At 55.2% G+C, this 22695-nt stretch carries 28 protein-coding genes and 1 pseudogene; 2 read left to right on the top strand and 27 right to left on the bottom strand.

Annotation, left to right across the window (positions count from 1 at the left end; genetic code table 11):
• Positions 1-115: 115 nt before the first annotated feature.
• A pseudogene (locus BM022_RS05195) lies at positions 116-607 on the top strand (FkbM family methyltransferase); the annotation flags it as partial.
• Between the two features lie 6 nt (positions 608-613).
• Here the strand turns inward: BM022_RS05195 and BM022_RS05190 are convergent.
• The 27 genes from BM022_RS05190 to BM022_RS15110 all read right to left on the bottom strand — a co-directional run bounded on the left by BM022_RS05190 (position 614) and on the right by BM022_RS15110 (position 21423).
• Positions 614-1354, bottom strand: coding sequence for a hypothetical protein (locus tag BM022_RS05190; protein WP_091137430.1), 741 nt, complete (start codon positions 1352-1354; stop codon positions 614-616).
• The gene (locus BM022_RS05185) at positions 1347-2492 is read right to left on the bottom strand and encodes a hypothetical protein (protein ID WP_091137428.1); all 1146 of its coding nucleotides are present in this window, start codon (positions 2490-2492) and stop codon (positions 1347-1349) included. Before BM022_RS05185 ends, BM022_RS05190 begins: the two co-directional genes overlap by 8 nt.
• A 3-nt stretch (positions 2493-2495) precedes the next feature.
• Positions 2496-3098: a GNAT family N-acetyltransferase gene (locus tag BM022_RS05180; RefSeq protein WP_143079529.1), complete on the bottom strand. Its 603-nt coding sequence runs from the start codon at positions 3096-3098 to the stop codon at positions 2496-2498.
• 2 nt (positions 3099-3100) lie between these two features.
• The gene (locus BM022_RS05175; RefSeq protein WP_091137424.1) at positions 3101-4618 is read right to left on the bottom strand and encodes a LamG-like jellyroll fold domain-containing protein; all 1518 of its coding nucleotides are present in this window, start codon (positions 4616-4618) and stop codon (positions 3101-3103) included.
• Complete coding sequence (locus BM022_RS05170; protein ID WP_091137422.1) at positions 4619-5005, bottom strand: hypothetical protein; 387 nt, start codon at positions 5003-5005, stop codon at positions 4619-4621.
• Positions 5006-5016: 11 nt separating this feature from the next.
• On the bottom strand, positions 5017-5400 hold the full coding sequence (locus BM022_RS05165) for a hypothetical protein (protein WP_091137421.1): 384 nt from the start codon (positions 5398-5400) through the stop codon (positions 5017-5019).
• A gap of 82 nt (positions 5401-5482) precedes the next feature.
• The gene (locus BM022_RS05160) at positions 5483-7516 is read right to left on the bottom strand and encodes a hypothetical protein (protein ID WP_091137419.1); all 2034 of its coding nucleotides are present in this window, start codon (positions 7514-7516) and stop codon (positions 5483-5485) included.
• Complete coding sequence (locus tag BM022_RS05155; RefSeq protein WP_256208946.1) at positions 7503-8066, bottom strand: glycoside hydrolase family protein; 564 nt, start codon at positions 8064-8066, stop codon at positions 7503-7505. Before BM022_RS05155 ends, BM022_RS05160 begins: the two co-directional genes overlap by 14 nt.
• A 48-nt stretch (positions 8067-8114) precedes the next feature.
• Entirely contained in the window at positions 8115-8393 is a 279-nt protein-coding gene (locus BM022_RS05150; RefSeq protein WP_091137418.1) for a hypothetical protein, read from the bottom strand.
• Positions 8390-8698 (bottom strand): hypothetical protein, encoded by a 309-nt coding sequence (locus tag BM022_RS05145; protein WP_091137416.1) that lies wholly within the window; start codon positions 8696-8698, stop codon positions 8390-8392. The genes BM022_RS05150 and BM022_RS05145 overlap by 4 nt, the downstream gene beginning before the upstream one ends.
• A gap of 1 nt (position 8699) precedes the next feature.
• Positions 8700-8891, bottom strand: coding sequence for a hypothetical protein (locus BM022_RS05140; RefSeq protein WP_091137415.1), 192 nt, complete (start codon positions 8889-8891; stop codon positions 8700-8702).
• Between the two features lie 92 nt (positions 8892-8983).
• Positions 8984-9562, bottom strand: coding sequence for a hypothetical protein (locus BM022_RS15695; RefSeq protein WP_218146834.1), 579 nt, complete (start codon positions 9560-9562; stop codon positions 8984-8986).
• Positions 9553-9900 carry a hypothetical protein gene (locus tag BM022_RS05130; RefSeq protein ID WP_256208945.1) on the bottom strand — a complete coding sequence of 116 codons (348 nt, stop codon included), beginning with the start codon at positions 9898-9900 and terminating at the stop codon, positions 9553-9555. The genes BM022_RS15695 and BM022_RS05130 overlap by 10 nt, the downstream gene beginning before the upstream one ends.
• Positions 9900-10799 carry a hypothetical protein gene (locus BM022_RS05125; protein ID WP_091137413.1) on the bottom strand — a complete coding sequence of 300 codons (900 nt, stop codon included), beginning with the start codon at positions 10797-10799 and terminating at the stop codon, positions 9900-9902. The genes BM022_RS05130 and BM022_RS05125 overlap by 1 nt, the downstream gene beginning before the upstream one ends.
• A 5-nt stretch (positions 10800-10804) precedes the next feature.
• Entirely contained in the window at positions 10805-11428 is a 624-nt protein-coding gene (locus tag BM022_RS05120) for a phage adaptor protein (RefSeq protein ID WP_091137412.1), read from the bottom strand.
• The gene (locus BM022_RS05115) at positions 11425-11757 is read right to left on the bottom strand and encodes a DUF6682 family protein (protein ID WP_091137411.1); all 333 of its coding nucleotides are present in this window, start codon (positions 11755-11757) and stop codon (positions 11425-11427) included. Before BM022_RS05115 ends, BM022_RS05120 begins: the two co-directional genes overlap by 4 nt.
• Positions 11757-12125, bottom strand: a complete 369-nt coding sequence (locus BM022_RS05110; RefSeq protein ID WP_091137409.1) for a hypothetical protein — start codon at positions 12123-12125, stop codon at positions 11757-11759. Before BM022_RS05110 ends, BM022_RS05115 begins: the two co-directional genes overlap by 1 nt.
• A 73-nt stretch (positions 12126-12198) precedes the next feature.
• Positions 12199-12639 carry a hypothetical protein gene (locus tag BM022_RS05105; protein WP_091137407.1) on the bottom strand — a complete coding sequence of 147 codons (441 nt, stop codon included), beginning with the start codon at positions 12637-12639 and terminating at the stop codon, positions 12199-12201.
• 76 nt (positions 12640-12715) lie between these two features.
• Positions 12716-13987 carry a phage capsid family protein gene (locus tag BM022_RS05100; RefSeq protein WP_091137405.1) on the bottom strand — a complete coding sequence of 424 codons (1272 nt, stop codon included), beginning with the start codon at positions 13985-13987 and terminating at the stop codon, positions 12716-12718.
• Positions 13988-13999: 12 nt separating this feature from the next.
• Positions 14000-14965: a hypothetical protein gene (locus tag BM022_RS05095; protein WP_256208944.1), complete on the bottom strand. Its 966-nt coding sequence runs from the start codon at positions 14963-14965 to the stop codon at positions 14000-14002.
• A gap of 166 nt (positions 14966-15131) precedes the next feature.
• Complete coding sequence (locus tag BM022_RS05090; RefSeq protein WP_091137402.1) at positions 15132-16355, bottom strand: cellulase family glycosylhydrolase; 1224 nt, start codon at positions 16353-16355, stop codon at positions 15132-15134.
• Between the two features lie 11 nt (positions 16356-16366).
• Positions 16367-16972, bottom strand: coding sequence for a hypothetical protein (locus tag BM022_RS05085; RefSeq protein ID WP_091137401.1), 606 nt, complete (start codon positions 16970-16972; stop codon positions 16367-16369).
• A gap of 15 nt (positions 16973-16987) precedes the next feature.
• The gene (locus BM022_RS05080) at positions 16988-18793 is read right to left on the bottom strand and encodes a portal protein (protein WP_256208943.1); all 1806 of its coding nucleotides are present in this window, start codon (positions 18791-18793) and stop codon (positions 16988-16990) included.
• The gene (locus tag BM022_RS05075) at positions 18793-20046 is read right to left on the bottom strand and encodes a PBSX family phage terminase large subunit (protein ID WP_091137399.1); all 1254 of its coding nucleotides are present in this window, start codon (positions 20044-20046) and stop codon (positions 18793-18795) included. The genes BM022_RS05080 and BM022_RS05075 overlap by 1 nt, the downstream gene beginning before the upstream one ends.
• Positions 20047-20098: 52 nt before the next feature.
• On the bottom strand, positions 20099-20641 hold the full coding sequence (locus BM022_RS05070; RefSeq protein WP_091137398.1) for a terminase small subunit-like protein: 543 nt from the start codon (positions 20639-20641) through the stop codon (positions 20099-20101).
• Positions 20638-20973: a hypothetical protein gene (locus BM022_RS05065; protein WP_091137396.1), complete on the bottom strand. Its 336-nt coding sequence runs from the start codon at positions 20971-20973 to the stop codon at positions 20638-20640. Before BM022_RS05065 ends, BM022_RS05070 begins: the two co-directional genes overlap by 4 nt.
• Positions 20974-21036: 63 nt before the next feature.
• Positions 21037-21423, bottom strand: coding sequence for a hypothetical protein (locus BM022_RS15110; protein WP_143079527.1), 387 nt, complete (start codon positions 21421-21423; stop codon positions 21037-21039).
• A gap of 702 nt (positions 21424-22125) precedes the next feature.
• On the opposite strand from BM022_RS15110, the gene BM022_RS15105 reads away from it, so the two are divergent.
• A complete protein-coding gene (locus tag BM022_RS15105; RefSeq protein ID WP_143079526.1) occupies positions 22126-22692 on the top strand; it encodes a hypothetical protein in 567 nt (188 codons plus the stop codon).
• Positions 22693-22695: the final 3 nt, after the last annotated feature.

The raw sequence follows: 22695 nt of genomic DNA, 5'->3' as shown, positions 1-22695 counted from the left end.
GGAACGATAAAATTACCGCACTGAATAGTTAAATCTGATCTGACAATTGCACCTGTCAAATCGGGTAACTGTCAGATGAAGTCGCGACTACTACAGATTAGCAACAAAGTATTTTTCCCAGACCTATCCATTCGCTCAAATTGTCGCGATTGAGCCTGACAAAGCAAACATCGAACAAGCGCGGGTCAACAATCCCTCCAGCAACATAGATTTTTTTGAAGCAGCTGTGGCAAGTACTGAAGCTCGCGGGAGCATAATTGATATCGGACTTGGAAACAATGCGTTCCGTGTTGCTCCAAACCCCGATGGAAACTTAACGATGCTTTCAATAAACTCTCTTGTTAAAGACGCAGAGTCAAAAAAACTTCAGCCTTTTATAATAAAAATCGACATTGAGGGATTTGAAAGTGAACTTTTCTCCCAGAACACTGAATGGATTGATCGGTTTCCGGTGTTGATTATTGAACTCCATGATTGGGTGCGACCCAAAGAAAAAACGTCGCTTACTTTTCTAAATGCGATTTCCAAGCTGGACCGTGATTTTGTGTATGTTAAAGAAAACATCTTTAGCATATCTAATAAAATAGGGTCGCCCATTTCAACATGACGGGCCTTAATCTCGTTCTTTAATACCGAGATAATGGGCGGGAAAAAACTTTCTGGCGATCGCCCTTACGTTGATATCCTTTTCTCGCCCATCCTCGAATCTGAATCTCCAGCTATTGCTTAGTGGCTCGTCCGAATTGTTGCGCACGGGGTCATCCAGGAGCTTTATTCCTCCCTTTCTCAACACCTCTGCCGCTCCTTTGCCATCCCCGGTCAGCAATAGATTCAGTGCATCCGGAATACCTCTTTTCTTGGCATCATAGGCTGCGTTCATCCACGGGGCCATCTCGTCCAGCACCCCATGTTTCCTGTAGATGCTTGCCATGCGCGTCAACTCATCGTGGTCTTCCAGCAGGTTTCCGGTTAACATCCGTTTGCCGATCATTTCATCTGATGGCATCGCGGGTGGCGAGGCCCGTTTGTCAACGCTGGCAAGGCCGGGAACCCGGGGATAAGCCACTATTGGCGTTTTCCGTGATATGTCACTCAACCCGTGCGCGATGTTCGGCGCTGCCCGTGCAACGGCACCCGCGACCCACCCGGCGGCTATCTCATCATTGGCGGCTTTCAGACGCCCCCGCTTTTGCCTGTAGAGATTGATTTCATCCATTCCGGCCTGATGCAGTTCCGCGTCGCGCGCATTGGCTTTTTTCTGCTCGTCGATGTACTGCTGCCGTAATTTCATGTCCTGGCCGACGCGCATTCCATCCGCTAAGCTCCCTGCAAACGCACCGATTCCGCTAAGCATTTTCTGCCTCCTTTTTCTTCATCTCGTCATTCCGGCCGTTTGTCATTCCAAGTCCCCCCGCGTTGATGCGGTGAATGAAGTCATCTCCCACCAGCTCCACCGCTTTCCTGTTCAGTACCGCTTCCCCATTGGAAAGTCGGATGGGTTGTATGCCTTCGATGACGGCGAGTATCGAATCGCTGCTACCGGAGCCTGGGCCGCTTATAAGGCCACCCGCCCGATATCCCCTGCGTTTGAGGGAAGCCAGTCCATAGTTGTACCCTCGTGGCTTGAACGTATAAGCCTTGTAGCCACGTATTACGCCGCCTTTGCGCAGCCCTTTCATAAGGTACGCGCCGCCCAGCGTTCCGGCGAGACTGCCCAGCCCGCCGAGGGCGTTGTTCAACGAATTCTGCCGTGCTTGCCACGCATCGAGCTGCGACTGATGCTGCCCCAACAACAGATTCCCGGATGAGCTGTTCGCACTGGTGGCCCCGCCGAGCCAATTCTGCGCTGAATTCATGTTTGCATTGCGGATACTGGAACCTGCCGCCAGGTTGCCCACGCCGGCGTTGCCGGCGCTCAAGGCGGCGGAATCGGCGGCGAGCCCCGTATTGGGCATGTTACGTCCGAATTTGGCGGCTCCTTCACGTAGCGCCATGCCTTGCAGCTCTGTATTTAGCCTTGCCTGATTCATGGCCCCGGCGGTATCTTTTGCGCGGCTCAGATTCATTTCATGGGTTAGCGACTGAAACCGTCCCGAATTCGGGTTCACGCCCATGCGTTCCATTGCGCGCAAGTTTGAGGCCAGCGCGCCCTCATACCCCCGCCCCACATTTGCCCCGGCCTCGGCCGCCATGCGCTCCTGGCGCTCGCGCGAGTCGAAGCCATTGGCGTCTCGCACCATGCGCTCTTCCAGGGGAGCGAAAAGGTTGCGGTAAATCTTCCATTGCTCTTCCGATCGCGCCGCGTTTGCATCGCCTGAGCCGATTTGCTGATTGACGATCTTCTCGATCAGCGGGTCCTGTACCTTTGCTCTTTCTCTTTCCCACGCCAGTTGATCCTTGGCGATTTCCGACATCGCCTGTGCGATTTGCGCCTGCTGCTTCGCCGCTTCGCCGATAGCGGGGTCCGGCCGTGGTACCTTCGGTGCGCACATTTTTCAGCCCTCCAATATTTTGCTCAATCCGTTTTCAACGTGGCGATAGCCCAGCATGCTAAAGAACCGCCCTGCTTTGTTTACCGTTTTGACGGAAACGTTTATTTCCTTCACGCCCAGTGACTTTAATGCGTTTTCGCAGTACTCGATAAAGTGAGTTGCTGCCCGTCGTTTCCGGGCCTCCGGCAACAAATAAAGCGTGTCCTCCGTTGCGAGGAGGGTTTGCGTATGGGTGCTTTTGTCCAGGTACAAGGCACAGTTGCCCTGCAATCTGCCGTCGTTTCTCAGGGTAAACAGTACGTAGCGTCCGGCACGCTCATAGCGGATAAATATCTCATAGTCGGGATTGAGTGTGAGCCCGTGCCGATGCGCCTCCGTTTCGTGCCAGTGCGCCTGGTGAAGCAGTTTCATTTCCTCGACAACGTCTTCCATGCGCTCGCGCGCGAATACCGTATCTTCATGAATGCGGGGTTGAATCCGTTCAATATCGCCTGGACTAACCAGTGTTTCGATTCGCCCGGCCGCCACATAAATATCCGCGGCCAAATCCCAGGTCAAGGCCAAACCCATGTTCGCCTTCAGTAATGCAATAAGTTGAGTGTTCAATTTTAGCTGTCCAGTCTTTTGATGATCTGCTCCAATGAGTGCCGCATGCTATTGATGTAACGGTACAACGCCTCGCACTCCGCCTTGGTGGGGGTTGCCGAAAAAGACAGTGCCTGGAACTTGGGCACTTCAACCCGGTTTCCGCGCCGCCCGGTCAAGATCTCGATGGTCGTTTTCAACCATATGGGTGTTCCAAGGGGTATGCCCGGCTTCCTGAGGACCGGGGTGGCGGCGGCTATCGGCGAAGCCAGCGCGATCTCGACCGTGGTTCCACCACCAAGGCTCACATGGCTGAAGCTATGTGCCTGCCCTGTGGCCGTGCTGACCAGAAGGTGGGTCTGGATGATGAGCTTGGTGCCGCTGTTGTTCGCTTGCGCCAGCGCCTGTGGCAAAAGACCACCGATACCACGCGCGATTGCACCGGTGCTGCTGGTGTTTTCCTGTGTAGCGCTGGCTGCAGTAGCAACATGTTTTTGCCCGACTGCATTTGTGACCCATATGCTGCTCTGAGTTGCGGAAACTACCGGCAGGACGTGACGTTGGGTAACGCCTGCTGTGCCGACGAAGTTTCCACAAGTAATTGCTGCCTGAGCGAGATCGACGGCGACGCTCGCCACGATCGTACCCCCACTCCCCAGATTCGTCTGTGTCGGTGCTGTGGCGTCGAGCGCTTGCGTCTGAGCGATATTCCCGGTTCCGGCGACGTTGCCCTGGATCGAGTCTGTGCCGGTGAGATTATTGGCCTGGTTGGCACTAACCCATAACCGTCTGGCGGGCGCCTGCCAGACTGCCCATATATTTCGGGATAGATCCGCGATTTCGGCGGCCGAGAGCGCCCGTCTCAAGACGAGCACATCGTATATCTCGCCGTTGAAGCGGGATAAATGGTCGGTCCGGTTGCCGAGTTTTAGTGAAACCGGTGTGGGTGTCGGCGCGCCGCTGCCAGCGCCGTCATAAAGGTTGGTTGCCGGGCCGCTGTCTAATGCCCCGTCGATAAAGAATCTAGGCGCGGTTGACATGTCCGCGCCCTGCGTAGCGGCTATCACCGCCAACTGGTTGACTGACAGGGTAGCCGAGCTGGCCCATACGCGGAAGGGTCTGCTGCCGCTTGCATTGGATCGGTTAAGCGATACCGCCCCGCTGGATTCGATCAGAAGCCCGAATGGGGTGTTCGTCCCGCCAGATGACTCGCACTTATGGATGACCACGCCCTGGGTGGTGGTAGTCGCATGACGAACAAGCGCGATCGCCGTGACCTCGCCCAGCACGTTGTAGTCGTCAACGCTCGCGAACGCAAGGTGGCTGCTGGGCGCGCCGGTCTTGAGGTACTTGCCGCCTCCCCCGTATCCAAGCTGCATCGTTCCGGCAAATGCTCCGGTTTTGTCGGGATGCCTGCCGTCGAGCAATCCCCGGCCCGCCGAATATGCGAATACAATATCCTTGAATAACGGGTGGCCCGGATCGAGCGGAGCTGGATGCTGAGGCTGCTTTAGAAACCTCTGCGGTAGCGTTATCGCCACTTAAACCGCCATGGTCAATTCGCTCAAATATGCTTCCACCGTCACCGGTTGGACTGTGTTGCCGGTAAATTCAACTTCAAGGCACATGATGGACGGATCAATCGGCAGGCCGACCTCGGTCGCGGCGTTGGATGCTGTTCCGCCGCCATAAGATGCGATCGTCTTCCAGTCCGCGCCCGCTGAAGCCGCGGCCGGCAGCGTGGGATTGTGAGCGATCAGGATATTGCAAATGCATTGTGCGGCTGGGCCCGTGGTGCCATTGATCATCTTTATCGTCAGTAAGCCTCCGCCTTGGGCCAGATTCATATTGAGTCTGCCTCGCGTCGTGGCCCCCGCTCCATTCGGAGTGGTGGAAACGAGCGTTCTTGCTGTTTTTATGAGTGCCATTGCCTAAATCCTCAAGCGGGCTGATTACTGGTGTATGTAAGATTCGGAAAGCTGATGGTGTTGCCGCTTGTCACCACCTGATCCGATGTCTCATCCGTCACCAGGAGGACTTTCGCCGATCCATCCGTAAAGGCGATATGCAAATCGGGCGAGGGGCCGGAGCTCCCCGAGGCTGTGCCGTTCTTTGGGGCGACAGTGAGAACCCGCGCCGCGCCGTCCGGCCCGGCGAGTGCGTAGTCGGCGGCGGACATGGCGACGGCACATATTGTGTTGCCGCTGACTGTCGCGTAGCTGTCCCCCGGGGAATAGGCTTTGAGCAGCAGCATCTGGGTGGCATCGTTCCTGATCGCGTTGAGGCCTCCGTCCAACACATCGGCATGAGCATATTTCGCCATTCGGTTCTCCTTTTAATAATCATAAAAAAGCCGCCGGACAAGCTCGGCGGCTCACGCTTCAAACTGCTTGTATAAAATACCGTTAAGCCTGCTTTAGCCCATTCATTGTCTCAGCCAGCACCACACCGGTGACCTTCACGTTGCCGGATAATACGATTTCCACGTTATCGGCCTTATAGCCCCCGGGAAGCCGGAAGCTGCGCCTGTTCTTGATCTGTTTGGTGAATTTGAGCGCGCCATCCGTCGAAAGCTGAAATTGCAGGGAATCGGTAACTGCCGGGGGAATTTCGTTCATTGCGTCACCGCCAAGCTCATATTTACCCAAATCCGGATCGGCCAGGCCATCATCCATATTGTGGTGAGCAATCACGCCGCGATTAGTGGCGATGGCTGAGTCATGCGCTGCTTGTGCGGCCGCCAGCTCCGCTTCCGACATCTCGAAGTCTGCGTCGACCTTGGCCGCGCCATAGTTCAACGGGGACGTGGAAATGAATTTTTTGCTCTTCCATTCGTAGGCAAGTTTGCTGCCCGAATCGCCTTCCCATTCGTAGATTTTTTTGTCGACTGCGACATACAACCTGCCTGTCGCCGGATCGGCCCATATGCAGCTGATGCCTTGATTGATCTTGATGAAAGACGCGTTCTCGGTTTTATCGATCACAAACATGAGCGAACTTTCATCCACTTTATAGCCGCAGTAGTAGCGGTTGTCGGCAGAAGCGGCCACAAAGGTCCGCGGGTTCAGCTCCGACCATTCCTTTTGTGTGAACAGGTCCTTGGTTACCACGTCGCTGGTCGCACCGATAATGACCATGCCCTGGGGTGCGGGGTAGCCTACGCCAAACGCAAAATTGGCGACGCCGCGCTTGGCCATGCAAGGCCATGCCACGCCGAGCTTTTCCATGCCGCCCCCCATGGTGACGGGTTCCACGCCAGTGATCGTGAACGGATTACCCTGTGTCATTCCGACCAGCGTGGTGCCCGTGAAGCCGATGGCGACAATATCCTGGTCGTAGGTCTGGCGATAGGCTGTCGGCCATGCGTATGGTTTGAATGGCTCGGAAAAATGCACCTCGTTGCCGGTAAATCCTGCGGCGATTCCGTTTGACAGCATCAGAATGCCTTTCAAGTCGGCTGGCGGCATTTCCCAGCCCGTGGACGGAAGAATTTCTCCCAGGGCGACAACTTCATCACCCGCCTTGTCATCGAACGAGGCAGCAGTCGCCGGGATCGCTCCTACATAGTGATACTCGGTGCCTTCCGCTGTGGAGAGCGTACGGTATATCCGCCTGATCATTCCGCTGGTGTTATGCGGCGCCTTGCGTGACCATGTTCCTCCCGCGACGTAGCTTTGAGAGGTGGAAAGCGGTACCACGATCCTGTTCGTCCCAGCATCTATGCTGTAAATTGCAAAGGTGGCGTTGAGGTCGGTCATGCCTGAAGCCGATGCGAATGAAATTTCCTCGTGGGTCCGCAAACCAAAAACGCTATCCAGCATAACTTCGACATACCCGGCGGATGGCGTATTCCTGGCCGCGCCCGTCACCGTCCCGCTGTTCGGAGGGGGCGTATCCAGACTCGAGAGCACCCAGCCGCCATCGGTTTTTCCAGTGGCCGTGGCGGCGGGAGAAGGCTTCGACTCCTCGCCCCATTGGGTGACGAAGGTGTAAACATAAGCACGCGTTACGGCTGCTCCTGCTCCGCCCGATACGGATATCGAAGGTGCCGCAAGGGGCGGTGTGACGCCCAGGACAAAATAGCCTGAAGGATAAGGCCCCGGCCCTTGCGTGGCGGTATCGTAATCGGATACGCGCGGCTCGCCGTCTCCCGTATAGTAGAAGCGTCGTGACGTATTTCCCGCAACCGGCGACCGTGCCACGTCCACATCCCTGTCCCATGCCAGCCACTTTTCATTGCCGTCTTTTTCCATGCGGAACATGGAAACGATGTCGTTGTTGATGACTGGGGCGAACACCGCTTTGGGTCCGTTTCTGGGCCGCAAGTCACCTGAAGTAAGATCGCAATTGGTCGCAACCTGCGCCTGGTGGGGCGCCAGCAGCTGTTTTGCCAGTCTTGGCACAAGGCCGGAAAAACCCGAGATTCTAAAGGCGCTCATTTTGCCTCGTCCTGGTTCCGGACAGTGCCAGGGAGGGCGGGCTCGATTTTTTTCCCTCGCAAATCGCCCTTTCTTCGACACGTCGTTTTACAAGGCCCGGAAATACTTTTCTGCCTGGCCCATACTTGAACGCTTCAATACGCGCGCACGCTTCAGCGTACCTTTCAGCATTGATCAGATCGATAAGATTGGGTGGCTTGCCCGGCTGTGCTTTGCGGCAAAACGTCGGGACGCCCACGCTGTACGCCAGCCTCACAAACGCCTCGAACTCATGCGGATACAAAGGTGCCGTTACGCAACTTTTAACGCCGGCGGCGTAAATATCCTCGATCTCGCCGAGCAGACGGACAAGCGAGCGCTCCGGTGTCGTTCTATCGCCCATTCTGACGCCAGCGGTTGTGCCAAACCCGATGGTCGGTACATCGCCTGGTACCGGGATATAGGCCTGTTCTTTATAACCTTCGTGCAAGGCAATCCCCACCAGGGTTGAAGCAGTCAGCACCAGGGCCGCCAACGCGGAACGCGATTGGGTAACGGATGGTTTAATCACTTGTGCGCTCCTTTTTGTTCAGGGGTTCCCTGCAGCGGCACGCGAATATCATTTTGCGTTTTCGGAAATACAGTCAAGCTTGGCCTTAATGGTCTCCTTCAAATCTTCCATGTTTAGGTTCGCACACGACGATATTTCAGCTGCTGCGGGCGCGGGGGAAACCACCTTTGGTTTGGGCTTGCGTGTTTCCTGTTCTCCCTCCGGTAGCGGTGAAGCGGCGGCAGGGGCAGGCTCAGGGGCAGGCTGTTCGAGCGAGGCGTTTCCGGTTGGCGACGGTGTGAGCGCAGTGCATGAGGCGAGAAATACCGCTCCGAGTAGATATCTCATGGTTTTCTCCCCCGTGCCCACTGGTCGATGATTCGGTCGAGCTTCTCGTTGAACTCCCTCATTGTTTCCCGCTGCTCGACTCTTATCGATTTAATTTCGTCGCTCAGGCGTTCATTTGTCCTTTCCTGATACAACTCACCCCGTTTAAGGCTTGCAATATCGTTTTGCACTGCGTTATAGGTTGCGACACCTGATGCCGCGAGCCCTGCCACAGCAATAATTCCTCCAAAGGACAGCGTATAGGTGGAAGGACCGCGACGCCTCTCAGTCCGTTGCTCTCTATCCTCCCTATCCTCGGTAGACATATCAGAACAAACTCCACACCGCTGCAATCACAAACACGACAGCGACCAACAAGACGGCGGCCGATATCGCCCCGGTCCATTTCGACGCTATGAAGCGCTCGAGCAGGCTGTCCACATCGGCATCGGCTGTCGCGTTTTTCTTATCTATGGCTTCCTTGATCAATTGGATACGTTTGCGCTGGAACATGGTCATGATGATTCCTCCAAAAGTATGTAACGAGTAAAAATCGTGGAGTGGTTAAAAAAAAACGCGGCGAGGCCGCGTTTCGGGTATATGGTGCGTGTTCACCACTGAATCGCATCCAGCTGCTGCTGCGTCGGGTTGTCGCCGAGTGCAATGATTTCATCGCGCAGTTTTTGCCGTTTGCCCGTTAGCTGTCCGTGCGCCGGTGTGAACGAAGCGGCTTTCGCAATGATCTTGTTGATCAGCCCGGCCTTGTCTATGCCTCGCGCAGATGCGGCGGCATCGATAAAGGGCGTGCTTGCCTTCGCATCCGTTAACAAGGCCCGTGCCTCGGCCTCCTGTCGCGGCCAGCTCGCAACCTCGTCGAGCGGGTAATCCTGCGTTATCGACTTGACTTCAGCCGCATAGGCGCTATCGATTCTTGCCAGCGCGGCGGCTTTCATTGGCCCGGCGCTGGGAGAACCGGATGTTTGCATAGCGGCATTCCACAGGTCGACGAAAGGCTGGAAGGCCGCTAAATCATATAAAGTTGTGTTGGCGCCCTCGTCGTACTCGATATGTCCGCCCCCGCCGTTCCACTGCACAGCGCGGATTCCCTCCGGCAACGTCGACAGGTCAACCTGTCTGAATACGCCTTCTACCCCGACAACGCTGTCATCCCGAATAATCGTCACTCGCATATTTCGATCTGCTCCAGTGGTTTGTTGCCTTTTTCCCTGTTTGCCAGTTGCGCCGCAACCAGCAGCATTTGTTGTGTCTGCGCGCCTTGCTTCACGATTTCATTGCGGAAGGATTGAGTAGCGGCGACGCCTTTCCGCGACTCGTTTGCCGTATTGATCATCAGGGTAGGCATCCAGGCGATTGCGCATCCCCATGTGCCTGTCTCCTGGCCGGTATTCGGGTCCATGCCCAGAACTTGCACATACCATGGGCACCGGTAGAGAACAGACTTTCCTGTTTCCATCTTAAGTTCTTCGCACTTGGCCCCGAGGGGACACTCAGCCACGCAAATTTTCATCAGTCTTTGCTCGCTAAAATCATGTCGATATATTGCACTGCAAGGTTAACTGCTGTGCCGGTGAATGAGTGGGAATGTGAATTTCCGCCGCCAATGCTGTTATTTGTGGAGATGACACCTTGAGTATTATTGGTTGTGCCGACGGTATTGCCAGCATCGGCGCCAATAAAGCCGTAGGTAATGGCGTGGCTATGAGCGGGAATTTGTGCCGTTGTTAGGGTGGTGGCTCCGACGATTCCTCGGAGCTCTTGGGAAGCAAATGCAGCCGTAAAGGAAACCGAACCGCCGGAACCGCCGCCCGGGCCACCCACCACGCGCACGGCTTTGTTGTCATGCGTAGTGATCTGGGTCCAGCCAACCGGTGCCGCTGCCTGGAAAAAGGCCATGACGGTACCGGATGGGATGAGGGCTGCGATGGCTGATGGCAACCCAAGGGTTACCCTTGCCGCTGCCGCATCCGCGTCATCGAGCAGTGTCCGCATGAAGGGGGTCAGATCCGTCAGCGCTGCCGTGGAGCCGCCGGTGAAATACGGCAGCTTGCCCGCGGATGACGGCAGCGCCCCTAGCGCAATCAGGTTGGTATTGGAGAGCGATTCCTGCAGGGCGGCATTCGTCAGTCCGGCGACAAAATAATCTCCCGCCGCCCAGGTCCTGGCGATGGTGCCATCCAGTCCCCGGCCCCCCGCCGCAATAGTGAGACTATCGCTGCTGCGCGCCTCGACCTTCACAATTTCCCGATTGCCGGAAGCGTCCTTGAAAATTCCGTAGAAATAATCTCCCGTGCCCAGGACTGGAAAAAGAATTCCTTTCCCCGCCTCCACCGTAAAGCTCAGCCCAGCTGTTCCGCTTGGGGCCGAGGCGACGATAGCCTTGCCAAAATTTGAAAACCGTAGGCCCATGACACTTATCCTCTTCCCAGGATCGCCGTGCGTAACGGGGCGCGCGTGAAACTTCTTGCCGCCCGCGTCGCGGCCATCGCGGTTTCGATCAGGAATTGCTGCTGGTGATATTGCGCCAGCTGCGTATTGGTATATGGCTTCCTGGGCGAGAGCATCAGCCGCGCTAGCGCCCCGTGTATGATCGCTTCCCGATATTCATTGAATAGACGCTCATCGATACCGGCGGCCGATGCTGACGGCTTCAGCGCCACAATCATTGTCAGCATTCCAGCCTCATCAGGCTCCGGCACCAGCCGTAATGATGTAGCTCCTCCAAGTACATATTCGGGCCTGCCTGTCTGGTTGCGCCAATCCCTCGCCGGTATATCGAGTTCGCCGGTATGTGGGCTTATTTCCTTACTGTTGAACGTAGCATGCGTTATCGCATGTACCGCCGCACCAACGGGCGGGATAAACGAGTATTCCGCAGTGCCAGCCGCGACCGCAACCGGCGGGTGCTCATCCTTCCATGCCAGGGATTGTGCGCAAAAAACAATGGCTGACTGGCGCAGGGCGTTATTCACCGCAGCGAACGGACAACCCGGCAAGTCCGGCATTATCAGGTCGTATAGATCGCTCCACAGCTTCACGGTTGAGCCTCCGCGGCGAAAAGCTGCATGAACAATCCGGCGCGCCCAGAGTTTGCGTGCTCATCGTCAGTCATCTCGGCCCTTGCGGTTACGTAATCCGCCACGGTCTGGATATACGGGGCTGGAAGGGGAAAGGCATCGCCCAGCCCGCTTTGTCCCTCAACAGGATTCGCAAGCTGTCCTATGAACAGATCAGGCCGATGCTTGAGAATCTGCAGCAAGCCGTGATTGAGAAAGAGCAACAGGGTGCTGTCGGGATAGCGTGCCTGGTCCGCATCGTTAAGCGGTATTCGGGCCAGATCGACAACCGACTGATAGGTGAATGACATTACTCACCCATCTCGTTTTTGGTGAACAGGGAGATGACCTTGTGCCGGATTGTATCCTCAGTCAGACGCTTATCCAGCCGTTCGTTATACTTATGCTCGGCAAACTCAACCAGTGCCTTCTTGTCCATAGCGTGAAAGTCGATGACCGGGAGAGGTTCTTCAACCGGTTTTTCCGCCACCGCGAGGCCAACTGGGTCGGCATCAGGGGCTTTCCCTGTCTCTTCCCTCGCCCAGGTGTCGGTATAGGCCAGCAGCCGTTCGGCCACTTCCGCTGTCACATTGCGTACTTGGCCGGGTTCCCAGCGAAGACCGATTCCGTTGATGCTGTCGGTCTTGGCGCTCGAGCCGATATATTTCACTTGCGGCATTATTCTTTGACTCCATAAAAAAGAGCGACCCGCCTTTCGGCGAAGGTCGCTCATTTACGTGCAATACTGACTGCTATTTGACGCCGGTGGCGTCACCCGTCACGATGGCGATGATGTCGCCGCTGGTGAATGTGGCGGCTGCCAAGGTAACGGTAAAGTCCACGTAAACATCTTTCTCGAACTTGATTGGGTCGAATCGCAGGTCGGTAAGATTGGCTGCGGAAAGAATCGTCGTTCCGGCCGAGAAATAATCATCATCCCCAACCGGACCGTCAGCTGGACTGACAGGTGAATAGCCAATTTTCACCGCGAACGCCGTACCGCCCGTATCCAGGTCGTCATTGTTGATTTTAAGCCCCGTCACGGTCATGCCAGCCGGGATTCTGACTGGACGATAAACGCTCGCCAAAGCCCCGGAAGTAGGTGTAACCGACCCAAAAACAATTGCGGCATTGCCATACCCGCCCATGGGCAGGGCCTTTGTATTCAAATCGGGTGCGCTATGCGTAGCCATTTAAACTCCTTCAATTAGAGGCTTATTCTAGATATTTAAAGTTCAATATCAATTAAGACACGATTGATTATATGAATTACAGCGGTACGGCCGAATCGACTGCGATGACGCCAAAATCGGTGGGGACCCGGGAGCCAGTGCCGTCATCCATCGAGAAGCGGGTTTTCATGTGCCCACATACGACTTCACCCATGACTTCCAGATTGCTTTCAAAGTTGTACCAGTGCTCCTTCCAGCCATATTGCATGCCGCTGACTTTGGTCTTGCCGTAAGCGATGCCCAGCGCCTGTGCCCCAAGCAGCAGCCCGCGTTCTACCGCAAAGCCGGAGGCTAGCGCGAGGTTCACCATCTGGTCGCTTTCGGTCGCGGTCGCCGCGTTAGACGTAATAACAATCTTGGTGGATTCGCCGGGTTGAAAGCGGATAGCGCGCTCATTCTTGATTACAAGGATGCCATTCCACATCCCGACCTCACCAGCGAATAGCGGATGCCGGATGTCGAGATAAGCGGCGCGGTTAACCGCATTTTGCTGAAATGCACGTAGCGAACCTTCCGACAGCAGGATGGAATACTGGTTGGGCGTAGCCAGGAAGACCCACATTTTCGAGGTCTGGGCCGCCCGGTCCCCAGCCAGTTTCACCGCTTGCAGGGGTTGATCCATGTCGTCGATCTTTTTGCGAAGGAGATCGAGATGCGCCAGCTTAAGCGCATCGGTGGAAACGATCGAGCCGAGCTGCTGCCCCCCTTGCGTCAGGTTGGCTCCATTGACCACGTAATGCCGGTTATAGGTTGGCGCCTTGACAGGATTCACCATCACCGAGGAGAAATTTGTGGCCGATTGCAGCGGAATCACCCAGTCGCTTCCAGTCTGCGAACCCCGGGCGCCGGCAAGGTGTACCAGCGCGGTTTGGGCGCTTAGCCTGGGAAAATAGCCGGATAGCTGGGCCAGGGCAATCTCGCGCAATTGATGTTTAGTGCGTTGCTGCGACATGCTCCCGCCTGCGTCGATGACCTTACTCGACAGATCGATCTTGATTTCCATCGAGGAAAACGAGAGCGCGCTACCGCGGCCTTCACGGTTGACATCGCCCATCAGTGGTTCGCCGCCGATGGTATCCACCAGATCGAGGGAGACAGCGTCGCCCGCGCCTTTCATCAAATTGTCGATCCTGACCAGCGGCATGCCGGGTTGTGTCTGGCCCGCGATATTTTGCATTGCCGCGTTGGGCTCGACCGGCCCCACCAGATTTTCCATTGCGGAGGCGCCCTTCAGCGTGTTGGCGAAGAGGGCGGCACTGTAATGCTTCACTGCCAGCGAATTGCCGCTTGCTACGTTTGTTTCAGCCATTGCAAAAAATCCTTATTCAAGTTCGGCTCTCAGGGCTGCCGACTGGTGCGGGGGCATTTTCATGAGTCTTTGAGTCAATTCAAATGGACTTAAATTCTCGAGCCGCTCCCGTTCAGAGGCTGGATTAGCTCCACCCTGGATATCCGATAGGGTTGTGGGTTTCCTCACCGGAGCAGCGTCAAGCTTTGCTTTCGCATCGGCCTTGATCTTTTCCGGATCGACTGCTTTCTTTGGGGGTGACGCTTCGGGCATGATGGCTCTGACGCGACGGACGACCTCATCGAACCGTTCAGCGTAAGGCTTGTTTATCCACCTGCTATTGGTTCGCAGAATTTCGTCCTGCTTCAAGGCTTCATCCCAGGCTTCGGGGTCGTTGATCTCCCAGTGCACCAGATCGGGGTTGTTGTCCTTGGCTTCGGCGACCTGCTCGGCGACGCTTAATTCACTCGCACGTTCGGATTCCTCCTTTTCGCGTTTGAGTTCTTCAAGCGTTTTTTCGAGCTTTTCGCTTTGCTTGCGGTTTCCTTCGAGAACGGTGTTGATTACCTGGTGGAGTTCAGGCATATCCTGTTTCAACATTTCGAGGTGCTTTGCAATCGCATCATCCGCTGCCGCAATTTCTTCTCCTTTCGCTTTGTCCTTTTGGCCCAGAAGCGTTTCGAGCTTGCCTTGCGCAGCCTGTAGCTGTTCGCGGAGCGTTGAATTTTCCACCCTCAGTTGCTTGTGCTTCTCATAAGGAATTACTCCCTTCCCGCTCTTGTTGAGGACAACCGGTTCATGTTCCCCTTCCTTGTCGCTGGAAACCTCAAGTTCGCTTCCTTCCTCTCCCCGCTCAGGTTTTTCGTTGCCGGTTTCTCCTGATGCAGGTTTTGAGCCGAGAATCTCAATGAGCTGGTCTGGATCATTCTCGAGCAGTTCGATCTGTTCCCGCGTAAGGTTTGCGATTTGTTCATCCGTAAGCTGTTCAACTTCCATCATTCCTCCTACTGCTTAACCCAGTGAGCGGGCCCTGCCGGAGCAGGGGGTTGATAAAACTGCGGTCTCGCCGTGAGCGCGTCTCAGTTGTACGAAAATCCGTAAACCGGATCTGGAATAAAAAAAGCCGCTCGAAAGCGGCTTCGCATATCAAGTCTCTCCGTATAGATTAAATAATTTTAAGTCCAGAACGTGTGTAATATCCGACCCGTCCATCTGTGAATCGCGAAGCCGTGAGAATAGTTCCGCTCATTAACAGCGTGCGTATTGCTTCGCGGTAGGCGGCAACAACCGGTCTATCTTTAAAGCCATAGCCGTCCGCACGGTCCCACTGGTACCAGTTGCTGCGTGCTATACCCTTTGCTGCCGCTGTTATCATAAAACGTGCCATATGGGCGCAGACTTGTGCGTCGATTTTGGAGCCTGCCGAGGGAGACTCCATTGAACTTTCCGTGTCCCACGTCGGCAAGACGGATACGCCAGCGGCGGTCTTGGATGCATTAATGCGATCGATCATTCCGGCTAAGTCCTGTACCCGGTTGGATGTGGGTAGGTACAGATGGACCCCGATGATGTCTACCCAATCTTTCATGGTGGTTGACCCATCGCCGGTCGAGGCCGACATCATCCCGGCGAAATAGGTATCGGTCGCGCCTGATGAAGTCGTCCATCCTTGAGTATTGGGGCAGATAATTTTAGCGGCAGGGTCGACGGCTTTGATCGCTTGATTCGCACGCCGCACCATTTCCGCCAGCTTCGCATAAGTACCGGAGAAATAACACGCAGTCCCGACCGTGCCGGCTCCATCACTTTGGTGATTGACCTCGTTCCAGACCTCGTAATAACGAATCTTACCTGTGTAGCGGACAGCCACCGCCCTGCAAAAATCGTCCCACTTTGTCATATCTGAAGGTTCCGCGCCGATTCCGCGGTTGAACTCGATCGCGCTACCCGGCTGATCAGAGTACGCATTCCGCTCTGTTGGTCTAGCAGAGGCCCATTGAGGCGTACCGAATAACTGGAATATCATATCCCGTCCGGCTGCATGATGCGTGTTCACCAACGCGTCAAGATCAGCCCAATCCCAGGTTGTTGGTGTTGGTTGAATGAATTGCCACCGCGCTTTTCCACCTTGCATATCATGGATACGCAGGGTTTTATACGATGTGCCAAGCGATGAATCATTGGCGCGGTAATAAACATGCGTTCCGAAAAACTCTTCAGCGACCGAAACCGGCGAAGCTGATAAAACAGTTATGGGCAAATTCGGTATTGCCAATATGTTGGAACTCAGTCCTGCAAAATCGGAGGTTTCGCAGAAGGTTGCACGACTCCCGATAATGTGACCGCCATAATGTGCTAACGGGTAAGCGGAGCTGCGCCCATTGGTCATTATATAATCCGTCATAGCGCTGGGTAGTGCCAAATGGAATAACCAAGCAAGGTTATGGTTTCCGTGCCTGCGCTATTCGCTGACCACTTGCATTTGAAATCTATCGCGACATCGATTGATGTATCAATTGACGTGGCAAGCCGTGGTACCGCTTGCGTTTGATATGAGCTTCCGTTAAGGGTTTTTTGTGAGGATAGGCTATTAAGGTTCTGGATCTCAGCTAACCCCTTAAAAGTGATCATTGTGCCCGATAGCGCCGCCCCAAACACGTTTGAACCGCCAAAATCGACAGCCACCGTCTTGGTATTCCCCGTAGTCAGCACATCCCAGTCAGTGACAATTACCAGTTTGCTGTTCGGTCCCATAGTCCCGCCTCGAAGCGGGACGGAAGTCAGGACGGCGTATACCCCATCCGTAGAGTTGTTAGATGAGCGTGTTACCGGCGCGAAAGACTGAGCGATACACTGCGGAAGCAAGCCACTTGACGCAAAATTTATTGCCCTGGTGGCATCGCCTTCTGCGATTAGCCCATCCTCCAGCGCCGAATCAAGTTCGACAAGTGCGCCCTGCCCAAACCTCACGCCGCCAATAGTCGTGTCATACAGTAATCGAATCATCGTGTAGCCATCCCGTTAGTTTGTGATTGCCTTTGCTTCCGCATCACTGCCTTGCGGATTTGGTTCCGTTACACCCGCCACCTGTCGCAACTGATCCGCCAACTCATGCCGGTTGGGCACATCGGATAATTCGAGCATTGCGGGATACAGAACCTTCTGATAAGCCGGCGGGGCCGACTGGACCACCTGGCTGAACGCCTGCAGTTGCTGCGCCCTGAAGCTGGGCGTGGCCGGAATATCCTCCAGCACCACCTTCACCTGTGCGGTGGTGACATCGTTGTCCAGTGCCGGCCCGGCATCCGTCATCACCTGCCGGTTGAAGTACACCAGCTTTCGGCTTGCCCCCTGGTTTATGGCGATCGCGGAGGTCTTGCCCGCCAGGTCGGCAATAAGGATAGCCAGGAGCTGTTGCCCGACCAACCGCCGCGCGTAGCGGAAATTATCGTTGGGCTCCGCCAACACTGTCGATCCCTGCTCAACCAGATTGCTGATGGCAATCCCGCTGCTCGCCTCGGTCGAAGCCCCGAGCATGGCGCGGTAGACGCCACCGACCTCTTCAATGCGCCGCTTGCGTTCTTGAACAAGCTGAAACACTTGCGATGCCAGCGCGTGTTCGCGCGTTACCCTGAACCCGTTCGCGTTGCGGCGGTTTGCATTCAATACCGTCATTGAACGCAGGCTGCTGATGTTCCGCGCCACTTCCTGATAGGTGTTCTGGCTCAAATCCAGGGCGTCGTTATCGATCTCCACCTTGACCGAGTTGAGAATCTCGTAGAGGAGAATGTCCAGATCGATGATTTGATCCTGGGGCCCACGCATGTCGCGGATCAGACCATAAGGGGCGCGGCTTCTATCCTTGCGGAAGCACCAGAAGGGAACATAGGGAAAATTCCCGTGAGGAAAGGGCGAAGGAGCATCCATCAGCTTATGCGGTCCCAGCCAGATCGACACCCTCACTCTTTGCAATAACGCTTTTTGCACCTGCACCAGACCTTGTGTCAGCGCCGCCGCGTGGTAGGGATTGTCCTCGCGATATTCCAGCGCGCGTCCATCCGGCAGCGCCAGCACATGTGCATCCTCATAGTGCCGGTACCATAACTCTGAAAGCTGCACCATGCCCGCATTGCGGTTCAGGTAGTCGTCCTGGTTCCGCCCCCAGGCTTGCTCGACTTCGTATGCGCGCGCCATGTGGGTATCGCTGCCGTCGTAAACGTCGGTGTTTGCCCATCCGTTCCATGAGTTTTCCAACAGCGCGGACTGATCGGGAAACATCATCGCCGCCTGAACCCGGTCCACCCACTTATCCCGGCGGAGGTAGCGTGCATCGGACAAGTCCGGTTCCCGTGACGTCCAGTCCCAGTAGATATCGTTGCGGTGCACCTCGCGTACCCGGAACGGGTATTTAAGCGGGTCAAACTCGCGTGACACCTCAACCCAGCCGATACCGGCGCGAATCATGCTCGAATAGGCATCGGACATGGCCCGGTCCGCGCGCGATTCAGTCTCAACCTCCTTGATTTTGGCAGAGAGCGCTTGCGCTATTTCAGCTTGGCTCTCGTCATCGGAGGTGATGCGGTAGTCGGTGCGGCTACGGGCTTCAAGGCCCAGCACTGCGTTAACCGTTGGCTTGATCAGGTTTGAATCCTGCTGCGGGATGCTGGCATTCTTCAGCCGCTGCATGACTTCCGCACTGATTTGCGCACCATCGTAATAATCGCAATCCATATCCGCGTCCGCACGCCACTTGGGTTGCTCGCGAATGTCGCGGCAAATCGCGCCATATGCTTCGACCGATATGTCCCTGGTAATCTGCGCTCCCATCAGCCGCGCCATCCTGTCATGCGCAGGCCACGGATATTGAGCGCGGGCCGGTCCTCTTCGATCGATAGCGCAAAGTAGCGGAAAGCATCGGCCGCATGGCTGTGATAGTCGTGCAACGGGCGCCCGCTAAACTGTTTCGTGTCGCCGTCAACCTCATAGCGGTAATGCCTCAAGCTCTGCAATCCTTCAGCGCATCGCTGCTCGTCGAAATAACAACGATTAAATATCGTTCTTGCCGCGTTTATTCCATCCGCCACGGAAAGGTTCGGCGCTATCCTCACCTTGCGGCCCGCGGCAAGCATGATTTCCTCGACACTTCGTCCCGTCGCGAGCGTTTTGGCTTTCGCATCGTGTGGCAGCCAGTCTGTACCGTACATATATCCCTTGTTTTGCAGCACGTTGATGTAATGTTGTATCGGCATTTGATTATTGCTGTAATAATCGATCAGCCTGAGTTCATTTCCGACTGTCTGGGCGAACCATATGGTTGTGTTGTCAGCCCAGCCCAAGTCAAAGAAGGTATGAACGGGCCTCGCTGCATCATGCGGCACGTTCCTGATGCGTCCTTCCTCCTGAGCCAGTCTCAGCTCCCGTGCGTAGATGGCGCCGTCGAGCGTTACCCGGCAGTTGCCTTCCCATATGTTTAGGTAGGCATCCGGATCGCGCGCCTTGAGTTCATCCTTTTCCCGTCGCAAGGTTTCGGGGAACCATGGGTTGTCGCTCCAATTGATCTTGACCACTATGGCGCCAGCTGGAGGATAAATGACGAACCGCTGATGTGTTTCGTCCGTGGCCAGTTCCGGGTTATACGTGACCCAGATTTCAGAGTGTTCCTTCCGGACGGTGGGAATGAGTGTTTCCCAACTCGGCTTGCTCACGCTCTGGGCCTCTTCCACCCACACCCGGTCCACACCCTCGAACGATTTTATTTTTGTCACGTTGTTGCGCAGCCCGGCGAACACGAATTCGGAGCCATTGGCTCCGCGTATCATGCTGTTCTGCACCTCATAAAAGGAGGTCAGATTGAGTGCCTTGATCTGGGCCTGCAACAAATGATGTACGGATTCGATAATCGAACTCTGATACTCCCGTGCGCATAGGATACGCAGCGGCGTTGCCGCAGCCTGTATCAATAATGCCCGTGCAACCCCCCAACTTTTTGCCCCCCCTCTTCCCCCATATAAAACCTTGTAACGTGCAGGTTGGAACAAAAACCTGAGCTTTTCCGGAAACTCCGCTCTATTCACGGCCATGCACGGACAAAACGCAACATCGGATAAGCGAGGGTAGTCATGATTTGCGGGATTATGGAGTAGTACTATTGCTGGCGTTGGCCGGCGCCACGAAGGTCACCTCCACGCTGTGCACCACGGTCTTCTTTGCATCGGCGGCGTCAAGCGTTACCGGCAATTTATCGCCATATTTTTTTGGCGCCAGGCGCGCCGCGTACCACTTCCGTGCATCGATCCGCAATTGGGCGCGCGCGATTACCTCGCGGTTGACGACCTCCCTCCCTTTTTCGTCGAGGTAGGTATCGCGTGAGCCGTTGTCGGAAATCTCAATGATCTCCTCGGCATAGGCATCCACGCATAATTCCTTGGCACGCAGATAATTACGCATGAGGTCCTGGTCATTCGCCAGCCAGTTCCACAAAACCCTTTGGCTGATGCCGACTTCAATGCACATTATACGAGCCGATTTTCCGAGGGAGATGCCGGCCAGGATTGCCTCCAGTATCTCCGGCGTTTTTATTGTCGGGGCGCCTTTTCTGCCTGCTGGCCTGCTGGCTGTGTTTACGAAATTTTTAAGCGGTTTTTTTGCAGGCGCTTCGTTTTCCCGTTCGCTCATAGTCCGCTGTGTTCAATCTCTGGCGCGGTTTGTATTCCCCTGTTGCATCCTCTGACTGCTGCGAGCAGCTTGATTTCGCACGCCCATCGTTCCTCTATCTCGGCGCGCAGCGCCCTGTTTATGGTCAAGGCATCGTCCTTTACCGAAAGTCGGTCTGTTGCATACAATGATTTGCACTCGGACGGGGTTTGCACGGCACAAGGCACGGCCACTGGTCTTTCAACGATTTCGGTTCGTATTATTGGTTTATCCGCGCACCCGCCCAGCAATGCGGCCAACAAAACCGAAACCGCAAGCGCTGGTGTCGAGGCCAGTCTAATGTCGGATTTCATGAATCAAACCTCACGAATAAGCAAGAAAATTCAAAATTGCCATTGGCGCCCTTCCAGTCACTTTCATTGCTCATCCTGACGGCGGGTTTGAATATAGGCTGCTTGTTCCCGCATGATGGCCTCGCACTGGTACTGGGGCGCCACAGGCGGGCGCGAGCGTATATCTTTCGCCCTGTTTGCATGTTTTGCCGCTGCCGCGCCGGCATGCCGCATCGCCACGGCGGCGTTTTTTTCTCTCGTCATGGAGGCCGTCGTTAGCGCATCCATCGCCGCGCGTACCGACTGGATATCCGACGCGCATTTATTGTTCGATGCCGACAGCATGGCGTTATCCGAATTGAGCCGTCGTATCTCCGCTGCCGAACGCCAGTCGCTTACCGCAAATCCGCCGGTAAAAGCAACGGCGGCTAGCACCGCGATGATTATTGCTGTGATTGCTGGACTGATCATTTATTGAAATGGTTCGGTAGAGATCCGCTTGCGCAAAAAGCCCGCCCATGCATGCTTGAGGGGTAAGCGTTCACGGGACGTCCTGCGGACGGACATTCGTTTGTTTATATGGTAGAAATAAAAAAACCCGCTCGCGGCGGGTTTTGACAGCTACCAGGTTAATTTTATTTCCTGTTTCCTCCTATCCGAGCCGGAAAGAGCGGCGTCCTAGAGAAGAAGTGACCCAAGGAGGGAATTAACAGGCAATAAAAAACCCGCTGTCGCGGGTTAGGTCTATTATGGCTCGATATGCCTGAATAATGCAATGTGCACAACAATCCACAATATGGAATCGAATTATACAGCGTTACCGAGGAATGTCAAGAGATTCTTACGGGGAAAATCGAACGGAAGGACGGGAATGTTAATACCGTGTAAATTCAAACTCATCCAGTGTCGAAACTACCGTTCCAACCCGTTCATTTCTGTTCGATTACGCAAGAAAGAGCGATTAAAGGCAAGTATTGAGGAACAGCTTTCTTTTTCGCATCGAGCTTATTTCCGCGGAGTTGTGATTTCAATAGTTCAGGCACAACCAAGATTGATTATTTCCACACGAATGCTATAAATAGGATCAATATATAGTCGTTATTTGTATTTGTCTTCCCTATTGCAATCCGGCTTGATTGCGCCATCGTGATAAAAGTTTTCGCACCAGTATTTATGATTGGTCTGGCTTATTCCAGCCAGGCATTTGCGCAGGAAACGGATTCTTTTGTAAGCCCCGCGCTCTCGGCGGATGTCGCGCGCGGAACGATGGGGTCCAGCCCTTATATGGGGCAACTGCCGCCTGGTCAGTTCGTGCCGCCCCCGTCTCAGCCCCATGCCGCCTCCCCCTATGGAATTCATCAAGAGGGGCAATGGTCAGGCAGGCCACTTGTTGTGCTGCCGGTGCCGCTACCCATGAATAATGCGTCCACGCTTAATAATGCCTATGGATTCCAGTATCCCGGAAGTTATATGCCGCGAGAGACGCCTCTTCACAGATTCAACGGTTACGTCGTCTGCGATCCTCCCAACTTGACGGAGGCCGTTACCGCCGGTAAGGCTACGTCTCCACCAGCACGGCGATTGGTCAAGATCACTTCAACACGCTCGCTGGCTGCGCCGGGCTCCTCGCAGCCCTGCCCCATCTATACAATCGATGGCCAGCCGCCGAAGCAGAAGAACCACGTGACGACAAACGTGCCTCCGCCACCAAATTTACCCCCTCCCACAACAAGACCATAAGGA

The organism is Nitrosospira sp. Nsp14 (assembly GCF_900113575.1).
In the GTDB taxonomy this organism is placed as follows: domain Bacteria; phylum Pseudomonadota; class Gammaproteobacteria; order Burkholderiales; family Nitrosomonadaceae; genus Nitrosospira.
The sequence above is the reverse complement of the archived record's forward strand: the minus strand, read 5'-3'. Positions and strand labels throughout refer to the sequence as shown.